The 23,184-nt window shown below is 73.2% G+C and carries 21 protein-coding genes, 1 tRNA gene and 1 riboswitch; of the genes, 14 read left to right on the top strand and 8 right to left on the bottom strand.

Features of this window, described 5'->3' with window-relative positions; translation table 11 throughout:
- Positions 1–215 precede the first annotated feature (215 nt).
- The 9 genes from ACGF15_RS28190 (at position 216) to ACGF15_RS28150 (ending at position 9,424) form a co-directional block, all read left to right on the top strand.
- A complete protein-coding gene (locus tag ACGF15_RS28190) occupies positions 216–863 on the top strand; it encodes a SurA N-terminal domain-containing protein (protein WP_345615130.1) in 648 nt (215 codons plus the stop codon).
- A gap of 20 nt (positions 864–883) precedes the next feature.
- Entirely contained in the window at positions 884–1,870 is a 987-nt protein-coding gene (locus ACGF15_RS28185) for a nucleoside triphosphate pyrophosphohydrolase (RefSeq protein ID WP_362606631.1), read from the top strand.
- Complete coding sequence (locus ACGF15_RS28180; RefSeq protein WP_392802996.1) at positions 1,867–3,294, top strand: cytochrome P450; 1,428 nt, start codon at positions 1,867–1,869, stop codon at positions 3,292–3,294. Before ACGF15_RS28185 ends, ACGF15_RS28180 begins: the two co-directional genes overlap by 4 nt.
- A 140-nt stretch (positions 3,295–3,434) precedes the next feature.
- Positions 3,435–4,451 (top strand): transglycosylase family protein, encoded by a 1,017-nt coding sequence (locus ACGF15_RS28175; RefSeq protein ID WP_392802993.1) that lies wholly within the window; start codon positions 3,435–3,437, stop codon positions 4,449–4,451.
- A 279-nt stretch (positions 4,452–4,730) separates the two neighbouring features.
- Positions 4,731–4,909: riboswitch (cyclic di-AMP (ydaO/yuaA leader) on the top strand.
- Between the two features lie 3 nt (positions 4,910–4,912).
- Positions 4,913–5,563 carry a transglycosylase family protein gene (locus tag ACGF15_RS28170; protein WP_345615134.1) on the top strand — a complete coding sequence of 217 codons (651 nt, stop codon included), beginning with the start codon at positions 4,913–4,915 and terminating at the stop codon, positions 5,561–5,563.
- A gap of 314 nt (positions 5,564–5,877) precedes the next feature.
- Complete coding sequence (gene eno, locus ACGF15_RS28165) at positions 5,878–7,173, top strand: phosphopyruvate hydratase (RefSeq protein ID WP_345615135.1); 1,296 nt, start codon at positions 5,878–5,880, stop codon at positions 7,171–7,173.
- A 143-nt stretch (positions 7,174–7,316) separates the two neighbouring features.
- Entirely contained in the window at positions 7,317–7,790 is a 474-nt protein-coding gene (locus ACGF15_RS28160) for a septum formation initiator family protein (protein WP_392802988.1), read from the top strand.
- Positions 7,791–7,922: 132 nt separating this feature from the next.
- Positions 7,923–8,471 carry a DUF501 domain-containing protein gene (locus ACGF15_RS28155; RefSeq protein WP_345615137.1) on the top strand — a complete coding sequence of 183 codons (549 nt, stop codon included), beginning with the start codon at positions 7,923–7,925 and terminating at the stop codon, positions 8,469–8,471.
- On the top strand, positions 8,468–9,424 hold the full coding sequence (locus ACGF15_RS28150; RefSeq protein WP_392802986.1) for an exopolyphosphatase: 957 nt from the start codon (positions 8,468–8,470) through the stop codon (positions 9,422–9,424). Before ACGF15_RS28155 ends, ACGF15_RS28150 begins: the two co-directional genes overlap by 4 nt.
- Positions 9,425–9,461: 37 nt before the next feature.
- On the opposite strand, the gene ACGF15_RS28145 is transcribed toward ACGF15_RS28150, so the two are convergent.
- The 3 genes from ACGF15_RS28145 to ACGF15_RS28135 form a co-directional block, all read right to left on the bottom strand.
- Positions 9,462–9,731 (bottom strand): type II toxin-antitoxin system RelE/ParE family toxin, encoded by a 270-nt coding sequence (locus ACGF15_RS28145; protein WP_392802983.1) that lies wholly within the window; start codon positions 9,729–9,731, stop codon positions 9,462–9,464.
- A complete protein-coding gene (locus tag ACGF15_RS28140) occupies positions 9,728–10,000 on the bottom strand; it encodes a type II toxin-antitoxin system Phd/YefM family antitoxin (protein WP_362606610.1) in 273 nt (90 codons plus the stop codon). Before ACGF15_RS28140 ends, ACGF15_RS28145 begins: the two co-directional genes overlap by 4 nt.
- A 219-nt stretch (positions 10,001–10,219) precedes the next feature.
- Entirely contained in the window at positions 10,220–11,026 is an 807-nt protein-coding gene (locus ACGF15_RS28135) for a VOC family protein (RefSeq protein ID WP_345615139.1), read from the bottom strand.
- 564 nt (positions 11,027–11,590) lie between these two features.
- Between ACGF15_RS28135 and ACGF15_RS28130 the strand changes: the two genes are divergently transcribed.
- The 3 genes from ACGF15_RS28130 (at position 11,591) to ACGF15_RS28120 (ending at position 15,977) form a co-directional block, all read left to right on the top strand.
- The gene (locus ACGF15_RS28130) at positions 11,591–12,562 is read left to right on the top strand and encodes a LuxR C-terminal-related transcriptional regulator (protein WP_360649834.1); all 972 of its coding nucleotides are present in this window, start codon (positions 11,591–11,593) and stop codon (positions 12,560–12,562) included.
- A gap of 493 nt (positions 12,563–13,055) precedes the next feature.
- Complete coding sequence (locus tag ACGF15_RS28125; protein WP_345615141.1) at positions 13,056–14,441, top strand: NAD(P)/FAD-dependent oxidoreductase; 1,386 nt, start codon at positions 13,056–13,058, stop codon at positions 14,439–14,441.
- 231 nt (positions 14,442–14,672) lie between these two features.
- Entirely contained in the window at positions 14,673–15,977 is a 1,305-nt protein-coding gene (locus ACGF15_RS28120; protein ID WP_392802977.1) for a class I SAM-dependent methyltransferase, read from the top strand.
- 108 nt (positions 15,978–16,085) lie between these two features.
- Here the strand turns inward: ACGF15_RS28120 and ACGF15_RS28115 are convergent, their stop codons facing one another.
- Both ACGF15_RS28115 and ACGF15_RS28110 read right to left on the bottom strand, forming a co-directional pair.
- The gene (locus tag ACGF15_RS28115) at positions 16,086–18,617 is read right to left on the bottom strand and encodes an ABC transporter permease (protein WP_392802974.1); all 2,532 of its coding nucleotides are present in this window, start codon (positions 18,615–18,617) and stop codon (positions 16,086–16,088) included.
- A gap of 173 nt (positions 18,618–18,790) precedes the next feature.
- Entirely contained in the window at positions 18,791–19,561 is a 771-nt protein-coding gene (locus ACGF15_RS28110) for an ABC transporter ATP-binding protein (protein ID WP_256525832.1), read from the bottom strand.
- A gap of 384 nt (positions 19,562–19,945) precedes the next feature.
- Between ACGF15_RS28110 and ACGF15_RS28105 the strand changes: the two genes are divergently transcribed.
- Positions 19,946–20,028, top strand: a tRNA-Leu gene (locus ACGF15_RS28105).
- A gap of 196 nt (positions 20,029–20,224) precedes the next feature.
- Here ACGF15_RS28105 and ACGF15_RS28100 read toward each other — a convergent pair.
- The 3 genes from ACGF15_RS28100 to ACGF15_RS28090 form a co-directional block, all read right to left on the bottom strand.
- Positions 20,225–20,623: an ACT domain-containing protein gene (locus ACGF15_RS28100; RefSeq protein ID WP_345615144.1), complete on the bottom strand. Its 399-nt coding sequence runs from the start codon at positions 20,621–20,623 to the stop codon at positions 20,225–20,227.
- A gap of 187 nt (positions 20,624–20,810) precedes the next feature.
- Positions 20,811–21,170, bottom strand: a complete 360-nt coding sequence (locus ACGF15_RS28095) for a helix-turn-helix transcriptional regulator (RefSeq protein WP_256525830.1) — start codon at positions 21,168–21,170, stop codon at positions 20,811–20,813.
- Positions 21,171–21,373: 203 nt separating this feature from the next.
- On the bottom strand, positions 21,374–21,748 hold the full coding sequence (locus ACGF15_RS28090; RefSeq protein ID WP_256525829.1) for a hypothetical protein: 375 nt from the start codon (positions 21,746–21,748) through the stop codon (positions 21,374–21,376).
- A gap of 434 nt (positions 21,749–22,182) precedes the next feature.
- Between ACGF15_RS28090 and ACGF15_RS28085 the strand changes: the two genes are divergently transcribed.
- Positions 22,183–23,073, top strand: a complete 891-nt coding sequence (locus tag ACGF15_RS28085) for a Bax inhibitor-1/YccA family protein (RefSeq protein ID WP_345615145.1) — start codon at positions 22,183–22,185, stop codon at positions 23,071–23,073.
- Positions 23,074–23,184 lie beyond the last annotated feature (111 nt).

Here is a 23,184-nt window from a genome sequence, read left to right as displayed (position 1 = left end):
GGTGCCCGTCCGGCCGCGGTCCGCGGGCCCGCGCCGGCTCCCGTGCACGCTCCCGCCGCCGGGCGCCGGGCGCCGGGCACGCCGTGTCGGGGCCGCCGCATCCCGTCCGCCTGCGGAATCGTTTGGCGAATCAGTGGCCTGGGCCACTCCGACTGCCTACCATCGATCACCGCAAGGTCTTGTGCACCGAAGCACAATCACGCCGGGAGGCTCCTTTGCACCGCCGTCGTCGCACCGCGCTCACCCTCTCCGCCGCCCTCGTCTCCGCGCCGCTGCTGGCCGCCTGCGGCAGCCAGGCACACCCCGGGGCCGCCGCCGTCGTGGGCGGCGAGCGGATCGAGGTGTCCACCGTGCAGGCCCAGGTCAGAGACGTACGCGAGGCGCAGCAGGACTCCGAGGAGAGCGCCCGGATGATCAGCGACACCGGGCAGCTCGGCCGGGCCAAGCTCTACGACCTGATCGTGGACCGGATCGTCGAGAAGGCCGCCGCGGACGCCGGGGTCACGGTCAGCCGGAAGGAGGTGCAGGACGCCCGGGCCGAACTCGCCGGCCAGTCGGGCGGCCAGGAGCAGATGGCGGCCCTCTACCTCCAGCAGCGCGGTGTGGCCCCGGACCAGCTCGACGACCTCGTCCGCCGGGACGTCCTGGTCGGCAAGCTGGCGGAGAAGCTGGGCGCCGGGAACACCCCCGAGGGCCAGGAGGCGATGAACGAGGCCTTCACCGCCGCGGCCCGGTCCCTGGACATCGACGTGAACCCGCGCTTCGGTGCCTGGGACGACGGCAGGCTGGAGCTGGGCGCCTACAAGGCCCCCTGGATCTTCCAGGTGTCCCCGGGGCAGGAGCCCGAGACCACCGGCACCTGACCGGGAGGTAGGTTCGACGGATGACCGAGGAAGCATCCGCCGACGCCGGCCGTCTCGTCCTGCTCACCGCCAGCCACCGGGTGGCCCCGGGGCTGCTGTCGTGGCCCGCCTGGACGGCCCTGCGCGCGGCCGACCTGGTGCTCTGCGCCGACGAGGCGCACCCCCAGCTTCCCTACCTGCGGGAGGCGGGCGTCGTCGTGCGCCCCGGGGTGCCCGGTGCCGAGGAACTCGTGGCGGCCTGCACCGGCGGCCGGACGGTGGTGGTCGTCACCTCCGGCACCGGCGACCGGCCGCTGACCGACGCCCTGGCCCGCCTCGGCGGCTCGGGCCGGGTGCGGATGCCGGAGCTGGAGCTGCTGCCCGGCTCCTACGACCTGCCGGGCGCCCGGCTGCTGGATCTGGTCGAGGTCATGGACCGCATCCGCCGCTCCTGCCCCTGGTCCTCGCGGCAGACCCACCGGGGCCTCGCGAAGTACGGCATCGAGGAGGCGTACGAGCTGGTCGAGGCGATCGAGGACGGCGACCGCACGGAGCTCCGCGAGGAACTCGGCGACGTGCTGCTCCAGGTGGTCTTCCACGCCCGGATCGCGGAGGAGGACGAGGAGGAGCCGTTCTCCGTGGACGACGTGGCCGCCGGGATCGTGGAGAAGCTGGTCCACCGGCACCCCCACGTCTTCGGCGACGCGCATGCCGAGACCCCCGAGGACGTCAAGGCGCACTGGCTGCGCACCAAGGCCGTGGAGAAGCAGCGCACCTCGGTCACCGAGGGGGTGCCGCTGGGCCAGCCCGGTCTGGCGCTCGCCGCCAAGCTGGCCTCCCGGGCGCGTACGGCGGGCCTCGCCGTGGAGCCGCCGTCCGGTGAGGGGGTCGGCTGGGAGCTGCTGCGCCTGGCGGTCCGCGCGGAGGCGGACGGCACCGACCCCGAGGCGGCGCTGCGGGCGGCGGCCCGCGCCTACCGGGACGCGATCCGTGCGGCGGAGGGCGGCCCGGGTAGCGTCGAGGGGTGAACGCCCCGAGCACGCCGAGCACCCCGCACACCCCGGACGAACGGCCGGAGCCGCCCGGCCCGCAGCGGTCCCCGGCGGCGGACGCGCCGGGTCCCGGTTCCCCCGCACCCGACGGTCCGGGCGCGGGGCGGGAGCAGCCCGGGGCCGCGCCGGGCGGATGCCCCCGCACGGGTGCCGGCGGGCCCGTCCCCCCGCTCTTCAGCCGGCAGTTCGCCACCGACCCCTATCCGGCCTACGCGTGGCTGCGCGAGCACGCGCCGGTGCACCGCACGGTCCTGCCCTCGGGCGTGGAGGCCTGGCTGGTGACCCGCTACGCCGACGCCCGCCAGGCCCTCGCCGACCAGCGGCTGTCGAAGAACCCGGCGCACCACGACGAACCGGCGCACGCCAGGGGCAGGACCGGCATCCCGGGGGAGCGCAAGGCGGAGCTGATGACGCATCTGCTCAACATCGACCCGCCCGACCACACCCGGCTGCGCAGGCTGGTCTCCAAGGCGTTCACGCCGCGCCGGGTCGCCGCCTTCGAGCCGCGGGTGCAGGAGCTGACCGACCGGCTCATCGACGGTTTCGCGGCGAGGGGCGAGGCGGACCTGATCCACGAGTTCGCGTTCCCGCTCCCCATCTACGCCATCTGCGACATGCTCGGCGTCCCGCGCGAGGACCAGGACGACTTCCGGGACTGGGCGGGGATGATGATCCGCCACGGCGGCGGTCCCCGCGGGGGCGTGGCGCGCTCGGTGAAGAAGATGCGGGGCTATCTCGCCGAGCTGATCCACCGCAAGCGCGCGGAACTCGGCGAGGGCGGGGGCGACGACCTCCTCTCCGGGCTCATCGCCGCCTCGGACCACGGCGAGCACCTGACCGAGAACGAGGCCGCGGCGATGGCGTTCATCCTGCTGTTCGCCGGGTTCGAGACCACCGTGAACCTCATCGGCAACGGGGTCCACGCGCTCCTGCGCCACCCGGAGCAGCGGGCGCTGCTCCAGGCCTCGCTGGCGGCCGGGGAGAGCGGGCTGCTGGAGACCGGGGTGGAGGAACTCCTGCGCTACGACGGGCCGGTGGAGCTGGCCACCTGGCGGTTCGCCACCGAGCCCCTCAGCCTCGGCGGGCAGTCCGTCGGGGTGGGCGACCCGGTACTGGTGGTGCTCGCGGCGGCGGACCGGGACCCCGCCCGCTTCGACGCCCCCGACACCCTGGACCTGACCCGCCGCGACAACCAGCATCTGGGCTACGGGCACGGCATCCACTACTGCCTCGGCGCCCCGCTGGCGCGGCTGGAGGGGCAGACGGCCCTCGCTACCCTGCTGACCCGGTTGCCCGATCTGCGAGATGCGGGCGATCCAGGCGATTTGCGGTGGCGTGGGGGGCTCATCATGCGTGGATTGCGCACTCTGCCGGTCGAGTTCACCCCGGAGAGTAGTTGACGCTCCGTCAGGGTTGTGACTTTTACGTAATCTGCAGTGCATCGACTTGTGACTTACGTTCGAATACGGCTACGTTCACGTCGACCTCGGCGGCTGACAACCGCCGCACGGTCCCCTGTAGTCACGCGAAAGGCAACCGCATGCTCTCCGGGAACGGACGCCACCGCCGCCCCCGCCAGGCACCGGCCATCGTCGTCGCGGCGGGGGTGACGGGATCGGCCATCGCCATCCCGCTGCTCGGCGCCGGATCCGCCTCCGCCGCCGACGCCGCGACCTGGGATCGCGTCGCCGAATGCGAGTCGGGCGGCAACTGGTCGATCGACACCGGCAACGGCTTCTACGGAGGGCTCCAGCTGTCCCAGGAGGCGTGGGAGTCCTTCGGCGGCACGGCGTACGCACCGACCGCGGACCTGGCGAGCCGTTCCCAGCAGATCACCGTCGCGGAGCGGGTGCTGGACGCCCGGGGGGCCGGCACCTGGCAGGCGTGCTCCGTCGTGGCGGGGCTGACCGACGACGGCCCCGACAGCGCCCTCGACCCCGGCCTGGAGCCGGAGGCGGCCGTTCCCGCCGCCGAGGCCCCCGGGACCGGTTCCCCGAAGAGCGGGCCGGTGGCGGAGGGGCCGGGCCCCATGCCGGGCGAGCGCGCGGCGGAGCAGGCCGCCGCCTCCCCCTCTCCCTCCCCGTCCGTGACCTCCGACGGGGTGGCGGCCCCGTCCGCCGCTCCCGTGGAGCCCTCCTCGGAGCCGTCCGCGGAGCCCTCCGCACCGGCGGAGCCCGCCGCGGGCGCCCCCGGGGCCGAGGGTTCCGCGGAGGAGCACGAGGGGGCCGTCGGCTCCGCGGGCCGCGGCAAGCACCGCGGGGCCCCCGCGGAAGAGGCGGGCCAGGCCCGGCCGGACGAGGCGCGCGAGGGCGACGGCCACCCCTCGCGCGGTGACGGGTCGGTGCGCGAGGGCGCGGCCGGGGCCGCGCCCGAGGGCTCCTACACCGTGCAGGAGGGCGACAGCCTCTGGGGCATCGCCGAGCAGGGCGAGGTCCCCGGCGGCTGGTCGGCGCTCTACGAGGCCAACGAGGCCGTCGTCGGCGAGGACCCGGACCTGATCCTCCCCGGTCAGACTCTCGATCTGGGCGCGGAGCCCGCGGAATCCCCCGCTCCGTAAGCCCCTTCCACCCGGCGATAGGTCCGGAGTTGTCCGTTCTGCGCAAGTGAGACAAGGGTCTCTTCGCCGCAACTGGCCGGTTTCACCAGTCGATTTCGGTCACCTCTACCTCTACCTGCGGAAACGGTTCATTCGGCCCTGGCGGTTCGTCCGGTTTCTCCCCGATGTTCGTATTCGAACATCGGGGAGAGGTGTGTTTACCGTCGGAACCGCTCGCCACCGGTGGGCACCGCTGACCGTCACGCCGAATCCTGCCGTCGGTCGGGGGGAACAGTCGACGCTCGAAAAGCGCCGAAGGCAGGAGCGGGGGACCCAAGGTACGTTGCCGGTCCCGGCGGCCCGGAAGGGCTGCCCGGGGACGGCTCGGGGTGAAGCCGCGCGCATCCGTGCAGCGCGGCCGGGCATTCCTTCCGGCCCGAACCCGACAGCTCACCTCGCAGGCGTCGGTGAGGAGTCCATCCATGCTGCGTTCCGGCACCGCCAAGCACCGCCGTCCGTCCCGTGTCTCGCGCGTCGCCGCCCTCGTCGGCGTCGCCGGAGCGGCCGTCGCCGCCCCGCTGCTCACCGCCGGCCCGGCCTCCGCCGCGACCGCCGCCGAGTGGGACGCCGTGGCCCGGTGCGAGTCCGGCGGCAACTGGTCCATCAATACCGGCAACGGCTACTACGGCGGCCTCCAGTTCTCGGCCTCCACCTGGGCCGCCTACGGCGGCACCGCCTACGCCGCCACCGCCGACAAGGCGTCCAAGGCCCAGCAGATCGCCATCGCCGAGAAGGTCCTCGCGGGCCAGGGCAAGGGCGCCTGGCCGAGCTGCGGCGTCAACCTCTCCAGCACCCCCTACGGCGGCGCCGCGGCCGAGCAGCCGCAGCAGCGCGCCGAGGTCCCGACCACCCGCTCCGAGCGGGCCGAGGCCCCGAAGCAGTCCGCCCCCGCGACGCCGAAGGCCGTCAAGAAGGGCGACGGCGAGTACACGGTCAAGGCCGGCGACACCCTGAGCGCCATCGCCGAGGCCGAGAAGGTCGAGGGCGGCTGGAAGAAGCTCTTCGAGCTGAACAAGGACGTGCTGCAGAGCGCCGACGTGATCTACCCGGGCCAGCAGCTCCACCTGCGCTGACCCTCCGCCTCCGCCGCGGGCGGCCTCTCCCTCCGCCCCGGCGGCCACGGGCCGGCCCCGGCCCGGCGCACCTTCCCCCGAACGCGCCGGGCCGGGGTCCTTGCGCTCCGGGCTCCGTTCCCCCGTCCGTGCCGGAGCCCCCACGGAGTTACCGGCGGGTAGATGGCCGCTGTATGTCCGGTTCGACGGGTTGTGATGTCCTTTTTCGTCCCACGGGGCGGGCATCGGCCGGGCTTTCACCCCGGGGCGGTTAGGCTCTTGGCGCAAGGCCAAGCAGACCTCTGCACCTATCTCGCGTCACATCCCAGAAGGAGATGCTCGTGCCGTCCATCGACGTCGTCGTAGCCCGGGAAATCCTGGACTCCCGAGGCAATCCCACGGTCGAGGTCGAGGTCGGCCTCGACGACGGCAGCACCGGCCGTGCTGCCGTCCCCTCCGGCGCCTCCACCGGTGCGTTCGAGGCCCTCGAACTCCGCGACGGTGACCAGAACCGCTACCAGGGCAAGGGCGTCGAGAAGGCCGTCCTCGCCGTCATCGAGCAGATCGGCCCGGAGCTCGTCGGCTACGACGCCACCGAGCAGCGCCTGATCGACCAGGCGATGTTCGACCTGGACGCCACCCCGGACAAGTCCTCGCTCGGCGCCAACGCCATCCTCGGCGTCTCCCTGGCCGTCGCCCACGCGGCCTCCGAGGCATCCGACCTGCCGCTCTTCCGCTACCTCGGCGGCCCGAACGCGCACCTGCTGCCCGTGCCGATGATGAACATCCTCAACGGCGGCTCGCACGCGGACTCCAACGTGGACATCCAGGAGTTCATGATCGCCCCGATCGGCGCGGAGTCCTTCTCCGAGGCGCTGCGCTGGGGCACCGAGGTCTACCACACCCTCAAGAAGGTGCTGAAGACCAAGGGCCTGTCCACCGGCCTCGGCGACGAGGGCGGCTTCGCGCCCAACCTGGACTCCAACCGCGCCGCCCTCGACCTCATCATCGAGGCGATCAAGGAGGCCGGCTACGTCCCGGGCAAGGACATCGCGCTCGCCCTCGACGTCGCCGCGTCCGAGTTCTACAAGGACGGCGTCTACGAGTTCGAGGGCAAGTCGCGCTCGGCGGCCGAGATGACCGAGTACTACGAGGAGCTCGTCGCGGCCTACCCGCTCGTCTCCATCGAGGACCCGCTCTTCGAGGACGACTGGGCCGGCTGGAAGGTCATCACCGACAAGCTCGGCACCAAGGTCCAGCTCGTGGGCGACGACCTGTTCGTCACCAACCCCGAGCGCCTCGCCCGCGGCATCGAGGAGGGCATCGCCAACGCCCTGCTGGTCAAGGTGAACCAGATCGGTTCGCTCACCGAGACCCTGGACGCCGTCGAGCTCGCCCAGCGCAACGGCTTCAAGTGCATGATGTCCCACCGCTCCGGCGAGACCGAGGACGTCACCATCGCCGACCTGGCCGTCGCCACCAACTGCGGCCAGATCAAGACCGGTGCCCCGGCCCGCTCCGAGCGCGTCGCCAAGTACAACCAGCTGCTGCGCATCGAGGAGATCCTCGACGACGCCGCGGTGTACGCCGGCCGCTCCGCCTTCCCCCGGTTCCGCTCCGCGGACCAGTAGGCGCCAGCGCCCCCGGGACCGCCGACGTCCGCCTCGCGGACCGGCGGCCCCGGCGGGCGCCCGTGCACCACGCCTCCGTACGTCCCCGTCCCCGGTCCCGTACCGTGTCCGGGGACGTCCGCGTGTGAAGGGGAGGCGAGACCATGGCGCGCAGGCCGGAGCCCGACCGGTTCTCCACCGCGACCAGGCTGCGGCTGCTCGGGGAGCAGACCGCCGCGCGCGTCTACCGGTCCCAGAACCGCCGCCAGGACCGCCGCTCCCGGCTGACCGGCCGGGCCGCGTTCCTCGCCCTCGTCGTCTGCTCCCTGGTCGTCGCGCTCGCCTACCCGATGCGCCAGTACGTCTCGCAGCGTGCGGAGATCGCCGAGCAGGAGCGGCTGATGGACGAGGCACGCGCCCAGGTCGAGCGGCTGCGCGACGAGAAGGCCCGGCTCCGCGACGACGCCTACGTACGGCGGCTGGCCCGGGAGCACCTGCACTACGTGCTCCCCGGCGAGACCGGCTACACGGTCATCGACCCGGAGGCGGCCGAGGAGCGCCGGGAGGACCCGGGCGCCGGCGACCGGCCCTGGTACTCCAACGTGTGGAACGGGGTCGACGACGCCGACCGCGAGTAGAGGACGCCGAGCGCGCCCGGCCGGGCCGCCGGCGCATCCGGCCCCGGGCCGCACCCGGACCCCGCGCCGCCACCGGCGCACGGCACGACACCAGCGAACGAACCCATCAGCGGACAGAGCAGCAAGGCAGGCATGGACACCCCTCCTCCCACCACCGAGCACACCGAGCCGACCGAGGCGGACGTGATCGCGTTCGAGCAGCAGCTCGGCCGCCCGCCGCGCGGACTGCGCGCGATCGCCCACCGCTGCCCCTGCGGGCGCCCGGACGTCGTCGAGACCGCGCCGCGCCTGCCGGACGGGACTCCCTTCCCCACGCTCTACTACCTGACCTGCCCGCGTGCCGCCTCCGCGATCGGGACCCTGGAGGCCGAGGGCGTGATGAAGGAGATGCAGGCGCGCCTCGCCACCGATCCCGAGCTGGCCGCCGCCTACCGCGCGGCCCACGAGGACTACATCGCCCGCCGCGACGCCGTCGAGGTCCTCCAGGGCTTCCCGAGTGCCGGGGGCATGCCCGACCGGGTGAAGTGCCTCCATGTGCTCGTCGGCCATGCGCTTGCGGCCGGGCCGGGCGTCAACCCGCTCGGCGACGAGGCGCTGGCCATGCTCCCCGAGTGGTGGCGCAAGGGGCCCTGCGTCTCCGGCTGCGCCGGGAACGGCGAGTCCGGGGAGGACGCCCGATGACCCGCGTCGCCGCCGTCGACTGCGGCACCAACTCCATCCGGCTCCTGGTCGCCGACGTCGACGCCGCCACGGGGCGGCTCGTCGAACTCGACCGCCGGATGACGATCGTGCGCCTCGGGCAGGACGTCGACCGCACCGGCCGCCTCGCGCCCGAGGCCCTGGAGCGCACCTTCGCCGCCTGCCGCGAGTACGCCGCCGTGATCGGGGACCTCGGCGCCGAGGCGGTGCGCTTCGTCGCCACCTCCGCCTCCCGCGACGCGGAGAACCGGGACGACTTCGTCCGCGGTGTGCGCGACATCCTCGGCGTCGAGCCCGAGGTGGTCACCGGGGACCGCGAGGCGGAGCTCTCCTTCACCGGGGCCACCCGGTCGCTGGCGGGCCGCGAGGACCTGGACACCCCCTACCTGGTGGTGGACATCGGCGGCGGCTCGACGGAGTTCGTGGTCGGCGGCGGGGGTGCCGAGGACGGCGGCCCGGGCCTCGCCGCACGGTCCGTGGACATCGGCTGCGTGCGGCTGACCGAGCGGCACGCCCCCGGCAGCCCCGCCACGCAGGAGCAGATCGCCGCGATCCGCGCCGACGTCGAGGCCGCCCTGGACCTCGTGGAGCAGAGCGTCCCCCTGGCGAAGGCCCGCACCCTGGTGGGGCTGGCCGGGTCGGTGACCACCGTCGCGGGGATCGCCCTCGGGCTGGACGCCTACGACTCCGAGGCCATCCACCACGCCCGCATCCCCGTCGAGCGGGTCGGGGAGATCTCCCGGATGCTGCTGGGCGCCACCCACGAGGAGCGCGCCGCGATCGGGGTGATGCACCCCGGCCGGGTCGACGTCATCCAGGCCGGGGCGCTGGTGCTCCTCACGATCATGCAGCGGACCGGGGCCCGCGAGGTGGTCGTCAGCGAGCACGACATCCTCGACGGGATCGCCTACTCCGCTGCGGGCCAGGTGCGTTGAGGGGCGGTGTCCGGCGGCCCGGGTGCCGGGTGGGGCGTCACAGCTTGCGGTAGACGTCCCTCCGGTGGCCCACCGTGACCACGAGGACGACGAGTTCGCCGTCGTTGACCTGGTAGGCGATCCGGTAGCTTCCGACCCGGAGCCGGTACAGGCCCGACGGGCCGGCGAGCTTCCTGACGTCGGCGTCCTGGCGGTAGGGGTCGTCACCCAGTGTGGTCAACGCGGTCAGGATGCGCATGGCGTCGGGTCGGCTGACGGCCCGGAGCTGACGCTGCGCCGCCGCAGTGAACCGGAAGGCGTACTTCACGCGGCCTCGCCGTCCTGCTCGCTGAACAGGTCCGCCAGCAGTTCCGCCATGGTCACGGTGGTGCCGCCCTCGGCCAGCACCGCTTCGGCCTCGCGCGCCAGCATCACGTCGGCCGCTTCCTCCAGCGCTTCGAAGTCCGAGATCGGGACCACGGCCGCCACCGGCGCGCCGTTGCGGGTGATGACGGTCGGGACGCCTTCCTCGGCCCGGTTGATGTGGTCTGCGAGGTGTGCGCGCGCTTCCCGTACGGTCACGGTGTTCTCAGCCATGAGGTCAGTGTACGCAGATCCGTGTACACGGGCATAGGTCCCGGAATCGCGTCCGTGTGCATGTGCGAGCCCCGCCCCGATCGTCTGCTCCGCTGCGCCCGAGGTGCGTTGAGGGGCGGTGCCCGGCGGCCCGGGTGCCGGGCGGGGCGTCACGGCCTGCGGTGGACGTCCCGCCGGTCGCCCACCGTGACCACGAGGGCGCCGGGCCCGGGCGAGGACCTACCGGGGGGCGGGCGTCAGGACGACGAACTCCGCGCCGTCCGGGTCCGTGCACACGGCCAGCCGCCCGACGCCCTCGGCGTCCTCCGGGCCCATGGACACCGCGCCGCCGCTCTCCCGGACCAGGGCCACGGTGGCATCGCAGTCCGCCGAGCCGAAGACGGGGTGCCAGTAGGGCCGGGCGCCACCCGAGGCGAACATGCCGGGCACCGCCATCACCCCGCCGAACATCCGCTCCGGCGGCTGCCCCTTCGGCGTCACCATCGTGTACGTGCCGCTCTGGCCGGGCAGCTCCATGTCCTGGCCCGTCCAGCCGAAGACCTCGCCGTAGAAGCGCTGCGCCGCGGCAGAGTCGGTCGTGTAGAGCTCGACCCAGCCGAGGCTGCCGGGGCCGTCGACCGCCTGGAGGCCCGGGTAGCTGCCCGGTTGCCAGACGGCGAACTGGGCGCCCTGGGGGTCGGTGAGCTGGGCGAAGCGGCCCTCCTCGGCGACCTCGGAGGCGGGCGTGCGCACGCTTCCGCCCGCGCGTTCGGCGGCCGCGACCGTCTCCTCGATCGCCGGGGTGCTGAAGTAGACCATCCAGGCCGGGCGGGCGCCTTCCTCGGTGAGCTTCCCGAGCGCCCCCACGGTCCGGCCGTCGAGCTGCAGCATCCGGTAGTCGCCCTCGCCGTCCGCTCCCGAGCCGGGGTCCATCGAGGCGGTCCGCCAGCCGAAGACGGCACCGTAGAAGGCCGCCGCCGCGTCGAGATCGGGTACGCCCAGGTCCAGCCAGCACGGTGAGCCGGGCACGAAGTCCGTGGTGATCATGGCCTGCGCCTCCTGCGCGCTCCCGGGGGTGTCGGCCCTCCCAGCCTTGCACCGGGTGCCGGGGCCCGCGCGCCGAACGCGCGCCCGCACCGGGAGGCCGCTCCACGGCCCGCTCCCGCGCGGCACGATCACGCCGAACGCGCGCCCGCACCGGGAGGCCCGGCGCCCGGCCGGTGCGCGACCGGCCGGGCGGGGCGGTGTCCGGCTTCCCCTGGTGCCTCCTCCTCGGCGCCGGACGGGAGAGTGGTTCGAGTGGGTGGAGGACGGCTCGGAGCCGGGGATCGAGGGAGCGTGCGGGGCCGTACGGACCGGGCGCCGCGGCGGTGGGCGGTGTGTGGGGCACCGCCCACCCACCCGAGAAGGGGGCGCCCGGAGCACCGTGCACCCGGTCGGCGGAGGGGATCACCGCCTGCCGCCGTCGGGTGCCGTCGGTACACGCCGAGAACATAGTGCGGGCGACGGGGGGTTGACCACGGCCGAAACAGGCGTGGCCGAATGCGGACAGACCGCTCGCGCGCCCGCACCGACGGCGCCGGGGCGGCCCGGGGGCACTAGGGTCGGCCCATGTCGGCCACGGACCCCCAGCGACCCGGTAGCGCGCAGCCCCCCGGCGAGGGCGGTCCCGTCCTGCCGGAACCCGCTCGTGCCGACCCTGCCGACGCGCTGCCCGAGGAGGTCCGCCGCTGGCTCGCGGAGCGCCGGCTCGCCGACACCGGGACGGGCCGCCCCGCGGCACCGGAGCGGGCCCTGCACGAACTGCTCCTGGAGCAGCGCGGCCGGGTGGACGCCCTGCACCGCACCCTCGACGCCTTCGACGACGTCCTCCGGCTCATGCCCGCCCTGAGGACGAGCGGCCGCCAGACGCTGGAGGCGGAGTTCTTCTCGGACCGGGCGGTGCTGCGGCAGCGGATGGAGGACCTCGACGCCCTGTGCCGGGACGAACTGCTGGCGATGCGCGCGGTGTTCCCCGGCCCGGAGGTGATCGACGCGAGCCTGGAGGGCGACATGCGGATGCTGGAGCGGGGCGTCGACCTGACGCTGCTGGTCTCCACCCGGGCGACCCGCCAGACCGGCGTGGCCCGCTATCTCGCGACCCTGCTGGAGCACGGCGCGCGCATCCGCACGGCCACCACCGTCCCCCTCCACCTCAACGTCGTGGACCGTGTGGTGACCGTGATGGCGCTCGGACCGCCGCAGCCCCGGGGCGGTGACGGCGAGGACGTGATCCTGCACGGTGCCCGGCTCGCGGAGTGCTTCGCCCAGGTCTTCGACCACCACTGGAGCACCGCGCGCCCCTACGACGTCCCGCTCCGGGAGGGGGCGGCGGGCGGCTCCGCGGCCGAGGACTACACGCCGAGGGAGCGCGAGGTGCTGGCCCTGCTGGCGGCGGGCGCCAAGGACGAGGCCATCGCGCGCCGGCTCGGCTGCTCCGAGCGGACCCTGCGCCGGCTGCTGACCGGGCTGGTCGCGAAGCTCGGGGCCCAGAGCCGTTTCGCGGCCGGTGTGCGGGCCGCGGAGCTGGGACTCGTCGGCTGAGCCGGGCGGGCGGCTCCCCGCCCCGGGCGGTGCGCGGGGCCGGTCCTCCGGTGGCGCGGTGCGCGGGGTCCGGGGGCGGGACGGCCGCCGCCGGGGCGGCGCGACGGTAACCTACCGGTGGGTTCCGTGCCCGTTCCGGGGCCGCCGGGGCCCCTCGGTCGGGAAAGTTCGTGAACTTCTTCACAAGGATTTCGCTCCCGATGGGCCCGTTCGGCCCTTGAAACCCCCGCTCCGGGCGCCGGTTGGGCTTCGGAAGAACGATTCTGCGACCCTCGGTGGAGGCTTCGCCCCGCTCGGCCGCGGTCGCGGGAGACTCCGCCCCGCAGCAGAGCGGGCAGCTCACGAGGGGTGCACAACGTCCCCCGACGCGCGGTGGTTCCCTCCGGCCCCCATGACCTGGGTCACGTGGGCGGCGGAGTGTAGCAGAAGGCCCCGGAAACCTTGTGAAGGGGCTCACGAGCCCCCCCTCCGAGGGGGGTGGATACTCGATGCCATGAGCACCACGGAGCGTCCCCGGATCCTCGTTGTAGGCGGTGGGTACGTAGGCCTGTACGCAGCACGTCGCATCCTGAAGAAGATGCGCTACGGCGAGGCGACCGTCACGGTCGTCGACCCGCGGTCGTACATGACCTACCAGCCCTTCCTTCCCGAAGCTGCCGCCGGCAGCATCTCGCCTCGGCACGTCGTCGTCCCGCTGCGGCGTGTGCTGCCCAAGGCGGAGGTCCTCACCGGTCGTGTGACCACCATCGACCAGGACCGCAAGGTCGCCACGGTGGCCCCCCTGGTCGGCGAGGCCTACGAGCTGCCCTTCGACTACCTGGTGATCGCCCTCGGCGCCGTCTCCCGCACCTTCCCGATCCCCGGCCTGGCCGAGCAGGGCATCGGCATGAAGGGCATCGAGGAGGCCATCGGGCTGCGCAACCACGTGCTGGAGCAGCTCGACAAGGCCGACTCCACCACCGACGAGGAGGTGCGCCGCCGGGCGCTCACCTTCGTCTTCGTCGGCGGCGGCTTCGCCGGTGCCGAGACCATCGGCGAGGTGGAGGACCTGGCCCGCGACGCGGCCCGGTACTACAACAACGTCAAGCGCGAGGACATGCGCTTCATCCTCGTCGACGCCGCCGACAGGATCCTTCCCGAGGTCGGGCCCAAGCTGGGCACGTACGGCAAGGAGCACCTGGAGGGCCGCGGGGTCGAGATCTACCTCTCGACCTCCATGGACTCCTGCGTCGACGGCCACGTGGTGCTGAAGAACGGCCTGGAGGTCGACTCCAACACCATCGTGTGGACCGCCGGTGTGAAGCCGAACCCGGCGCTCGCCCGCTTCGGCCTCCCGCTCGGCCCCCGCGGCCATGTGGACTGCAACGAGAAGCTCCAGGTCAACGGGACCGACTACATCTGGGCCGCGGGCGACAACGCCCAGGTGCCGGACATGGCCTCCCGCGAGGCCGGCGTCGAGAACGCCTGGTGCCCGCCGAACGCCCAGCACGCGCTGCGCCAGGCCAAGCTCCTCGGCGACAACGTGATCTCCGGGATGCGCGGCTTCCCGCAGGAGACCTACAAGCACGCCAACAAGGGTGCCGTCGCGGGCCTCGGCCTCCACAAGGGCGTCGCGATGATCGTCATGGGCAAGATGAAGATCAAGCTCAAGGGCCGTCTCGCCTGGTACATGCACCGCGGCTACCACGGTCTGGCCATGCCGACCTGGAACCGGAAGATCCGCATCTTCGCGGACTGGACGCTCGGCATGTTCCTCAAGCGCGAGGTCGTCTCCCTCGGTGCCATGGAGACGCCGCGCGAGGAGTTCTACGAGGCCGCCAAGCCCGCCCCGGCCCCGGCCGCGGCGAAGCCGGAGGCCGAGAAGGCCAAGGCCTCCTAGCACGACCCGTTCCGAAGGGGCCGTCCGCCATCCGTGGTGCGGACGGCCCCTTCGGCGTTCCCGGCGTCCGCCCGCCGCGCGCACCGGCCACCCCCCTTCCGCCGTCTGCCGCCGCACGGGCGCGATCAGGTGCCCGATCCGGGAAGTCCCGGCCGCGGTCACCCTGTTGTCGGTAGAGAGCGTTTCGTGCACGAGCGTTTCGTGGGAACCACCGTCACGGAGGTGTGTGCCATGGCCGACGCCGCACTGCGGCTGACCACTCTCGCGGAAGAGGTGCTGGGAGCCCCGCTCCCGCTGCGCGTCCGCGCCTGGGACGGCAGCGAGTCGGGACCCCCCGACGGCCCCGTCCTCGTCGTCCGCCACCGCAGGGCCCTGCGGCGGCTGCTGTGGAAGCCCGGTGAGCTCGGGCTCGCACGCGCCTGGGTGGCCGGCGAGATCGACGTCGAAGGAGACCTGTACACCGCGCTGGACCGGCTCTCCGGCATCCTGTGGGAGCGGGGGCCCGCGGTCGCCCTGCCCGCGCTGCGCGACCCGGCGGTGCGAGCCGGGGCCCGGGGCCTGCTGAGGCTGGGCGGTGTGCTGCCGCCGCCCCCGCCGCCGCCGGAGGAGGTGCGCCGCCATCGCATCGGTGGGCAGCACACCAGACGGCGCGACAAGGCGGCCGTCAGTCACCACTACGACGTGGGCAACGACTTCTACTCCCTCGTCCTGGGCCCGTCGATGGTGTACTCCTGCGCCTACTGGGGCGGCCCCGAGGGGACCCTGGAGGAGGCCCAGCGGGACAAGCTCGACCTCGTCTGCCGCAAGCTGGCCCTCCGGGAGGGCGACCGGCTGCTCGACGTCGGCTGCGGCTGGGGCGCCCTGGCCGTCCACGCGGCGCGCGGCTACGGGGCCCGTGTCACGGGTGTCACGCTCTCCCGGGAGCAGGCCGCCCACGCCCGCAAGCGGATCGCCGAGGAGGGGCTCGCCGACCGGATCGAGATCCGCGTCCAGGACTACCGCGACGTCCGCGACGGCCCCTACGACGCCGTCGCCTCGATCGGGATGGCCGAGCATGTGGGGGAGGTGCGCTACCGGGAGTACGCCGACCGGCTGCTGTCCCTGCTGCGGCCAGGCGGGAGGCTGCTCAACCACCAGATCGCCCGGCGCCCGGAGGCCGACGAGTCGGCCTACCGGGTCGACGAGTTCATCGACCGCTACGTCTTCCCCGACGGGGAGCTCTCCCCCCTGGGGCGGACCGTGGCCACCCTGGAGGAGGCGGGCTTCGAGGTCCGTGACGTCGAGGCGCTCCGGGAGCACTACGCCCGCACCCTGCGCGCCTGGGTGGCCAACCTGGAGTCCTCCTGGCGCCGGGCCGCAGGCCTCACCTCGCCCGGCCGGGCCCGGGTCTGGCGGCTCTACATGGCGGCCTGCGCGGTCTCGTTCGAGCGCAACCGCATCGGTGTGAACCAGGTCCTCGCGGTGCGCACCGCCGACTCGGGCGGGTCCGGGATGCCGGCGCGGACGCGCTCCTGGTCCGAGCGGCCGCCCGGCTGAGGCACCGCGTGGGTACGCGGGGGCCCGGCCGGGCGCGTCCGATGCGCCCGGCCGGGCCCCCGCGGGGACCGGCGGCGCCCGTCCCGGGACGGGCGCCGGCCCCTGCCGCTACTCCGCCTTGATGGCCGTCAGCATGTTCAGCCGGGCGGCGCTGCGGGCGGGCCACTGTGCGGCCAGCACCCCGACCAGCCCGGCGAGCAGCAGGAAGATCCCGATGCGGCCCCAGGGCAGGACCAGCGCGTAGCCGGGGATGTTCCCGCGGATGGACTCGCCGATCGCCCAGCCGAGGAAGGTGCCCAGCCCGATGCCGACCAGGGCGCCGAACAGCGAGATGACCACGGCCTCCAGACGCACCATGCGCTTGACGCGGCGCCGGTCGAGCCCGATCGCCCGCAGCATGCCGATCTCCTGCTGCCGCTCGAACACCGACATCGCCAGGGTGTTCACCACACCGAGGACCGCGATGACCAGGGCCATCGCCAGCAGGCCGTACATGATGTTCAGCAGGGTGTTGATCATGCCGCCGAACTGGTCGCGGATGTCCTGCCGGTCCATCACGCTGATGGCCGGGTTCTCGCCGAGGGCGCTGATGAGCGCCTTCTCGTTCGCGGCGGTCTGCCCGCCGTCCGTGGCCACGAAGATCTGCGGGATGTAGGGCCTGAGCTCGTGCGGGTCGGCCACCGCGGTGTCCAGCAGCACGGGGGAGAGGAACTCGCTGCCCTTGAAGACGGCGCCCACCGCCAGGTTCCCCCTGGCGTCGTCGCCGAAGACCGCGGGAAGCGTGTCGCCCACCTTCCAGCCCCGGCTCCGGGCGGTGTCCTCCGCGACCGCGACCTTGCCGGCGGCCAGGGATGCGAGGTCGCCGTCGACCACCTCCACGTTCAGGACCTCGCCGATGGCACCGGGCGTGACCGCCGAGGCGGAGGCCGTGCTGCCGTCCAACTCGAGGTGGACCGACTGCTGCGGGGACACGGCGGTGACGCCCGGAGCCTTCTCCAGTGCGGCGAGCGCGGACCGGTCGAGCGGTCCGCCGTTCGCCATGGTGACCATGTAGTCGGCCTTGATGTTGTCCGTGGTCATCTTGTCGAGCGCGGTGCCGACGGTCACCCCGAGCACGGACAGCCCGGTGACCAGGGTCAGGCCGATCGCCAGCGCGGAGGCGGTGGCGCCGGTCCGGCGCGGGTTGCGGACCGCGTTCTGGCCGGCCAGCTTCCCGGAGACCCCGAACGGGCCCACGAGCACGGGGCGCAGGGCGGCGATCACCGGACGGGAGAGCAGCGGGATGAGCACGATCACCCCGATGAGGGCGAGGAAGGCACCTGCGGCGATGAGCATCCGCCCCTCGTCGCCGCCCGCTCCGGCACCCGCGACGATCCCGGCGGCACCGACCCCGGCGACGACCGCGCCGATGGAGTTGCGGACCACGAGGGACCTGGTGGTGGCCACGGCGTGGACGCTGCCCATCGCCGCCACCGGCGGGATCTTCGCGGCCCTGCGGCCGGGCAGCCAGGCGGCGAACATGGTGATCAGGACGCCGACCGCCAGCGAGGCCAGAACCGGGGCGGAGGAGATGACCAGAGGGCCGTCCGGGACCTTCATCCCGAACGCGGCCATGCCGGAGCGCAGCCCGACCGCCAGTCCCGCACCGAGCGCGAAGCCGATCGCGGAGGCGACGGCGCCGACCACCGCGGCCTCGGTCAGCACCGAGCGGGTGATCTGCCGGCGCGAGGCGCCCACGGCGCGCATCAGCGCGAGTTCCTTGGTGCGCTGGGCGACCAGCATGCTGAAGGTGTTGGAGATGAGGAACACGCCGACGAACAGGGCGATCGCGGCGAAGCCCAGCAGGACCTGCTTCAGGGCGCCCAGGCCCGACTCGATGTCGTCGGCCTGCTCGTCGGCGAGTTCGCGGCCGGTCCTGGCCTCGGCCCCCTCGGGGAGCAGCGGCTCGACGGCGTCGAGGATGCGCGCGGCGTCGGCGCCCTCGGCGGCCGTCACGGTGATGTCCCGGTAGTAGCCGGTCTTCAGGTACTGCTGCTGGGCGACGGAGTTCTCGAAGAGCACCAGGCTGCCGCCGGCGTTCACCGCGCCGTCCCTGGTGGTGAAGACGCCGCTGAGGGTGTACTCCTTCACCGGCCCGTTGGTGGCCACCCGTACCCGGTCGCCGACCGCGTACTCGCCCTGGGCGGCGGAGTCGGTGTCCAGGGCGATCTCGCCCGCCTCACGGGGTCCGCTGCCGTCGGTGAAGGTGTAGGCGGGGTCCTCGCCGTCCTCGCCGGGGGCGAAGTTGGCGCCCTTGTTGGACCAGCCGACGCCGATCAGCCGGCCGTCGGGGTCGGCCACGCCCGCGAAGCCGTCGATCCGGCCGTGGGCGTCGGCCACCCCGTCCAGGGCGCGGATCCGGTCGAGCGTCCGCTCCGGCAGGCCGGGCTCCTGCCGGGCGTCGTTCCTGTCGGCGTAGGAGGTGACGGCGACGGCCACGTCGTCGTAGCTCTTCGCCGACTGGCTGCGGAAGGCCTGGGAGAGGGTGTCGGTGAAGACCAGGGTGCCGGAGACGAAGGCCACGCCGAGCACCACGGCGAGTACGGTCATCAGCAGCCTGGCCTTGTGCGCGAGCACATTGCGCAGGGCGGTACGGAACATCGTGTCTGTCCTGGGAGAGGGAGGCCGACGAGGGCCCGCGGCTTCGGGGCGCGGGTCCGGCGACGTCAGGTGGGTTCGGTGGGCGCCCCGGGGGGCGCACGGGAGGCCGCGGCGGTACGGGCTCGGCGCGCTGACGCGCACGGGTGCCGGTCACCGGCCGCGGCGGACGCGGGTCAGCTGGTGCGGCCCTTGCCGTCGAAGGCCTTCATGCGGTCCAGGACGCCGTCGGCGCTCGGGTCGATCATCTCGTCGACGATCCGGCCGTCCGCCAGGAAGACCACCCGGTCCGCGTAGGAGGCGGCGACGGGGTCGTGGGTGACCATGACCACGGTCTGGCCGAGCTCGCGCACCGAGTTGCGGAGGAAGCCCAGGACCTCGGCGCCGGAGCGGGAGTCCAGGTTGCCGGTGGGCTCGTCGCCGAAGATGATCTCGGGACGGGAGGCGAGGGCGCGGGCGACGGCCACACGCTGCTGCTGCCCGCCGGAGAGCTGGTTCGGCCGGTGGCCCAGCCGGTCGCGCAGCCCGATCATCCCGATCACGCGGTCGACCCACTCCTTGTCGGGCCTGCGCCCGGCGATGTCCATGGGAAGGGTGATGTTCTCCAGCGCGGTGAGCGTCGGCAGCAGGTTGAACGCCTGGAAGATGAAACCGATCTTGTCCCGGCGCAGCTGGGTCAGCTGCTTGTCCTTCAGCGACCCGAGCTCGGTCTCGCCGATCCGCACCGAGCCGGAGCTGAAGCTGTCGAGCCCGGCCACGCAGTGCATCAGGGTCGACTTGCCCGAGCCGGACGGGCCCATGATCGCCGTGAACTCGGCCTGGCGGAAGTCGATGCTGACCCGGTCGAGCGCGACCACCCGGGTCTCGCCCTGTCCGTACACCTTGGACAGGTCCGTGGCGCGGGCGGCCACGGCGGTGGCGCGGTGAGCGATGGGGGCGGTGGTCACGGGAGGACTCCTGTGGGGCTGTGCTGCAGGGACCGTTCCATGGTGTCCCCGCTCCCGTGCCCGGGCGTCAGTCCCGCTGCCCCTTTCCGGGGCCCTCTGCGGTCGGACCGCACGCGGGGGGAGTCATCCCTGGGTATGACGCCGTCCCTGAGAGGGGCGGAACGCGGCAGTCGCGGTTCACATGCGGAACAGAGGCGGCATTTTTCCGTCAATCAACGGCCCCGCACACCTCCTGGTTCCGCCCTGTCCCTTCTGGAGCCACCCGCTCCGACCTGCACTGACACCCCATCAAGCACCAATAAAATACGACAGTATCGGGCCATCGCCACCCATCGTGGAGCGATCGCCACCGATAGTCTCCGTGCTGACGCTGACCGCGTGCACGCCCGGATGGTGGAATGCAGACACGGCGAGCTTAAACCTCGCTGCCCCTCGGGGGCGTGCCGGTTCGAGTCCGGCTCCGGGCACAGAGCGCACCGGCCCCCGGCGGATCGTCGCCCGGTCCGTCCGGGAGTCACCGGGACCACGAGGTATTCGCATCCGCACCGCACCACCACCAGGCCGGCCGAGCCGCCGGATGCCGTCCGCGCGGCGGGCCGGTGCCCCCGCCCGGGGCCGCCCCGCATCCCGCGGCGGGCCCGTGCCCCTTCCCCGGGGCGTCCTTCATGCGGAGGAGCGCGACAGCTCCTCCAGCAGGTCCACCGCCCGGGCCGCGTGCTCGTGCGGCACGAAGAGGTGGTCGTGGTGGAAGCCCGCCACGACATTGCAGCTGAGACCCGCGTCCGCGAGGGCCCGCGAGACCGAGGCGGTCAACCCGACCGCGTCGAGCGCCGAGTGGGCGCGCAGGGTGATCCAGCCCGCGACGTAGTCGTAGGCCAGGCCCGCCGCGTCGGCCGCCTCCTCGGGGACGACCAGGGTCAGCCCCTCCGGCTCGGTCACCGTGACCACGGGCACCAGGCCCTCGGGCACGCCTCCGGTCACGGAGGTGAAGACGTAGCGGCCCGGATTCAACTCCGGCCGCATGCCGCTCAGCAGGGCCCGCAGATCGCTCTCACCCGTCATACCGCCAGCCTACGGGTCCTCCGATCCGTCCCGTCCGGGCCGCGGCGCCCCGCCCGTCCGCCGCTGCCGGGCTGCGACCGGCCGGGCGGGCGGCGCCGCCCGCCGGGGCCGGGTCCGGGTGCCCGCCCCCGGCTCACCCGCACGGCTCCGGGCGCCGCGCGGACCGCCCGCCCGTGCCGGGACCTACCTATCGGCGGACTCCGGACACGGGCGGGGCGGCGTCGGTCTGGCGGAGTTCCGCCAGCAGCTCGTTCTGCCCGGCCAGCAGCTCGGTGAGGATGCGTCGGGCGGCCCGCAGCAGTTCCGCGACATCGCCTCCGGCGAGCGCGTAGCTGACCGTGGAGCCCTCCCTGATCGAGACCACGATGCCGGAGCGCCGCAGCACGGCCAGCTGCTGCGACAGGCTGGACGGTTCGATCTCGATGTCGGCGAGCAGGTCCCGCACCGGTACGGGGCCGTTCTGGAGCAGCTCCAGGACCCTGATGCGCACCGGATGCCCGAGCATGCGGAAGAACTCCGCCTTGGCCTGGTAGAGGGGTACTTGCATGCGCGCTCGCTCCCTGGCGGGTGGGGGATGACGTCCTGGGTGCGGCGGCACCCCGGTGTGCCGCCGCAGAACCTGCCCTTACCTGGCGATCCATCCTCAGGGAGCACGGTCTCCGTGATCCGTGAGTTGGGATCTTGCTGATGTGGCGACTTGAAGAATTCTTCACATCATGGGCGTAGAAAAGGGCCGGACTCGGGTAGGTGTCAAACCTCCAGTTGCTCCTCGACGCGGCGCAGCTGGTGCCGGGCCATCGCGAGGTTCGAGCGGCCCTTGTCCAATACGAGGTAGAGGAACAGCCCGTGCCCGGAGCGGCCGCCGACCAGGCGGATCAGGTGGTACTGCCCCGCGAGCGTGATGAGGATGTCCTCGATCTCGCTGCGCAGGCCCAGCTGCTCCATCGTGCGGACCTTGGCCCGGATCACGTCGGTGTTCCCCGCGGCGGCGACCGTCAGGTCGAGATCGCCGCCCCCGCCCAGGGTGCCCAGCGCCATTCCGCTGGTGTAGTCGACCACGGCCGCTCCGAGAGCGCCCTCGATCCCGGTCATCATCTCCTTGAGCGACACTTCCACACTCGCCACGCTGTCTCCCCTTCTGGTGTGCGGTGGGCCGGAGTTGCCCCCGGCACATTCGGTTCTGGCACCGTAGGCCGCCGACGGGGCGCCCGGCGGAGGGTGATCGCTAATGGCCAATGTTGATCGAGGCATGACCGAAGTGGGCTGCGCTCCGCCCTGTGGTGTGCGCTTACGGGGGCCTCGGGAGCCTCGGGGGCCCGGTCCGGCGCCCGGCCGCCGGGCCCGGCTCACCCGGACGGGCGCCCGGGGGGCGCGACGCGGCGTCACCCGTCCGGAGGACATCCGGCTCCGCGGGGCCGCCCGGGGCCCCGCGGAACGGGCGGGCGTTCGCCCAGGGTGGACACGATCTCCTAAAGATCCTCCTCGGGCACTAGAGTGTTCCCTTTGCTTGCCTATTACTCTTGGGTCAAGGCCGCGCCCGGCGGCCATGGAGGAGTGAGATGAGGAGCAGTAACCCGGTCTTCTCGCGACGGGGGTTCAGCCGCGACAACGGCTATGCCGGCTTCAACGCGCAGCAGTCGCAGGCCGGGGGCCCCGCCGCAGGTGCCGATCCGTACGCCCAGGGTGCGGGCAACCCGTACGCCACCAACCCCTACGCCACCGCCGACGCCACGCTCGGCGCCCCGCCGCAGGCCCCCGCCCGCGCGGACGTGATGACGATCGACGACGTCGTCACGCGGACCGCCATGACGTTGGGCACGGTCGTGCTCACGGCTGTCCTGTCCTGGGTGCTGCTGCCCGTGGACGGGGACAACCTCGGCAAGTCGTACGGCATCGCCATCGGGGCCGCTCTGGTCGCGATGGTGCTGGCTCTCGTGCAGTCCTTCAAGCGCAAGGCCTCGCCCGCGCTGATCCTGTCCTACGCGGCCTTCGAGGGCGTGTTCCTCGGTGTGATCTCCAGCGCGGTGTCCACCTACATCGCCGACGGTGTGGTGGCCCAGGCCGTGCTCGGCACGATGGCGGTCTTCGCCGGTGTGCTGTTCGCCTACAAGATGGGCTGGATCCGCGTCACGCGCCGCTTCTACGGCTTCGTGATGGCCGCGGCCATGGGCTTCGTGCTGCTGATGGCCGTGAACCTGCTCTTCGCCGTGATCGGCGGCGGTGACGGGCTCGGCTTCCGCAGCGGTGCCCTCGGCATCCTGTTCGGTGTCATCGGCATCATCCTGGGCGCCTGCTTCCTCGCCCTGGACTTCAAGCAGGTCGAGGACGGCATCGCCTACGGCGCGCCGCGCGAGGAGTCCTGGCTGGCGGCCTTCGGCCTCACGCTGACCCTGGTGTGGATCTACCTGGAGATGCTGCGTCTGCTGTCCATCCTCCAGGGCGACGACTGACGCACGGCCAGAGCGCCGCGTCCCCGCGGCGCAGCCGGCACGAGGAAGGGCCCGCCCGTCAGGGCGGGCCCTTCCGCTGTCACCGGCACCCGGCCGCCGGTGGGAGCACCG

The organism is Streptomyces sp. NPDC048001 (genome assembly GCF_043203115.1).
In the GTDB taxonomy this organism is placed as follows: Bacteria; Actinomycetota; Actinomycetes; order Streptomycetales; family Streptomycetaceae; genus Streptomyces; species Streptomyces sanyensis.
Note: the sequence above shows the minus strand (reverse complement) of the source record. Positions and strands in the feature narration are given on the sequence as shown.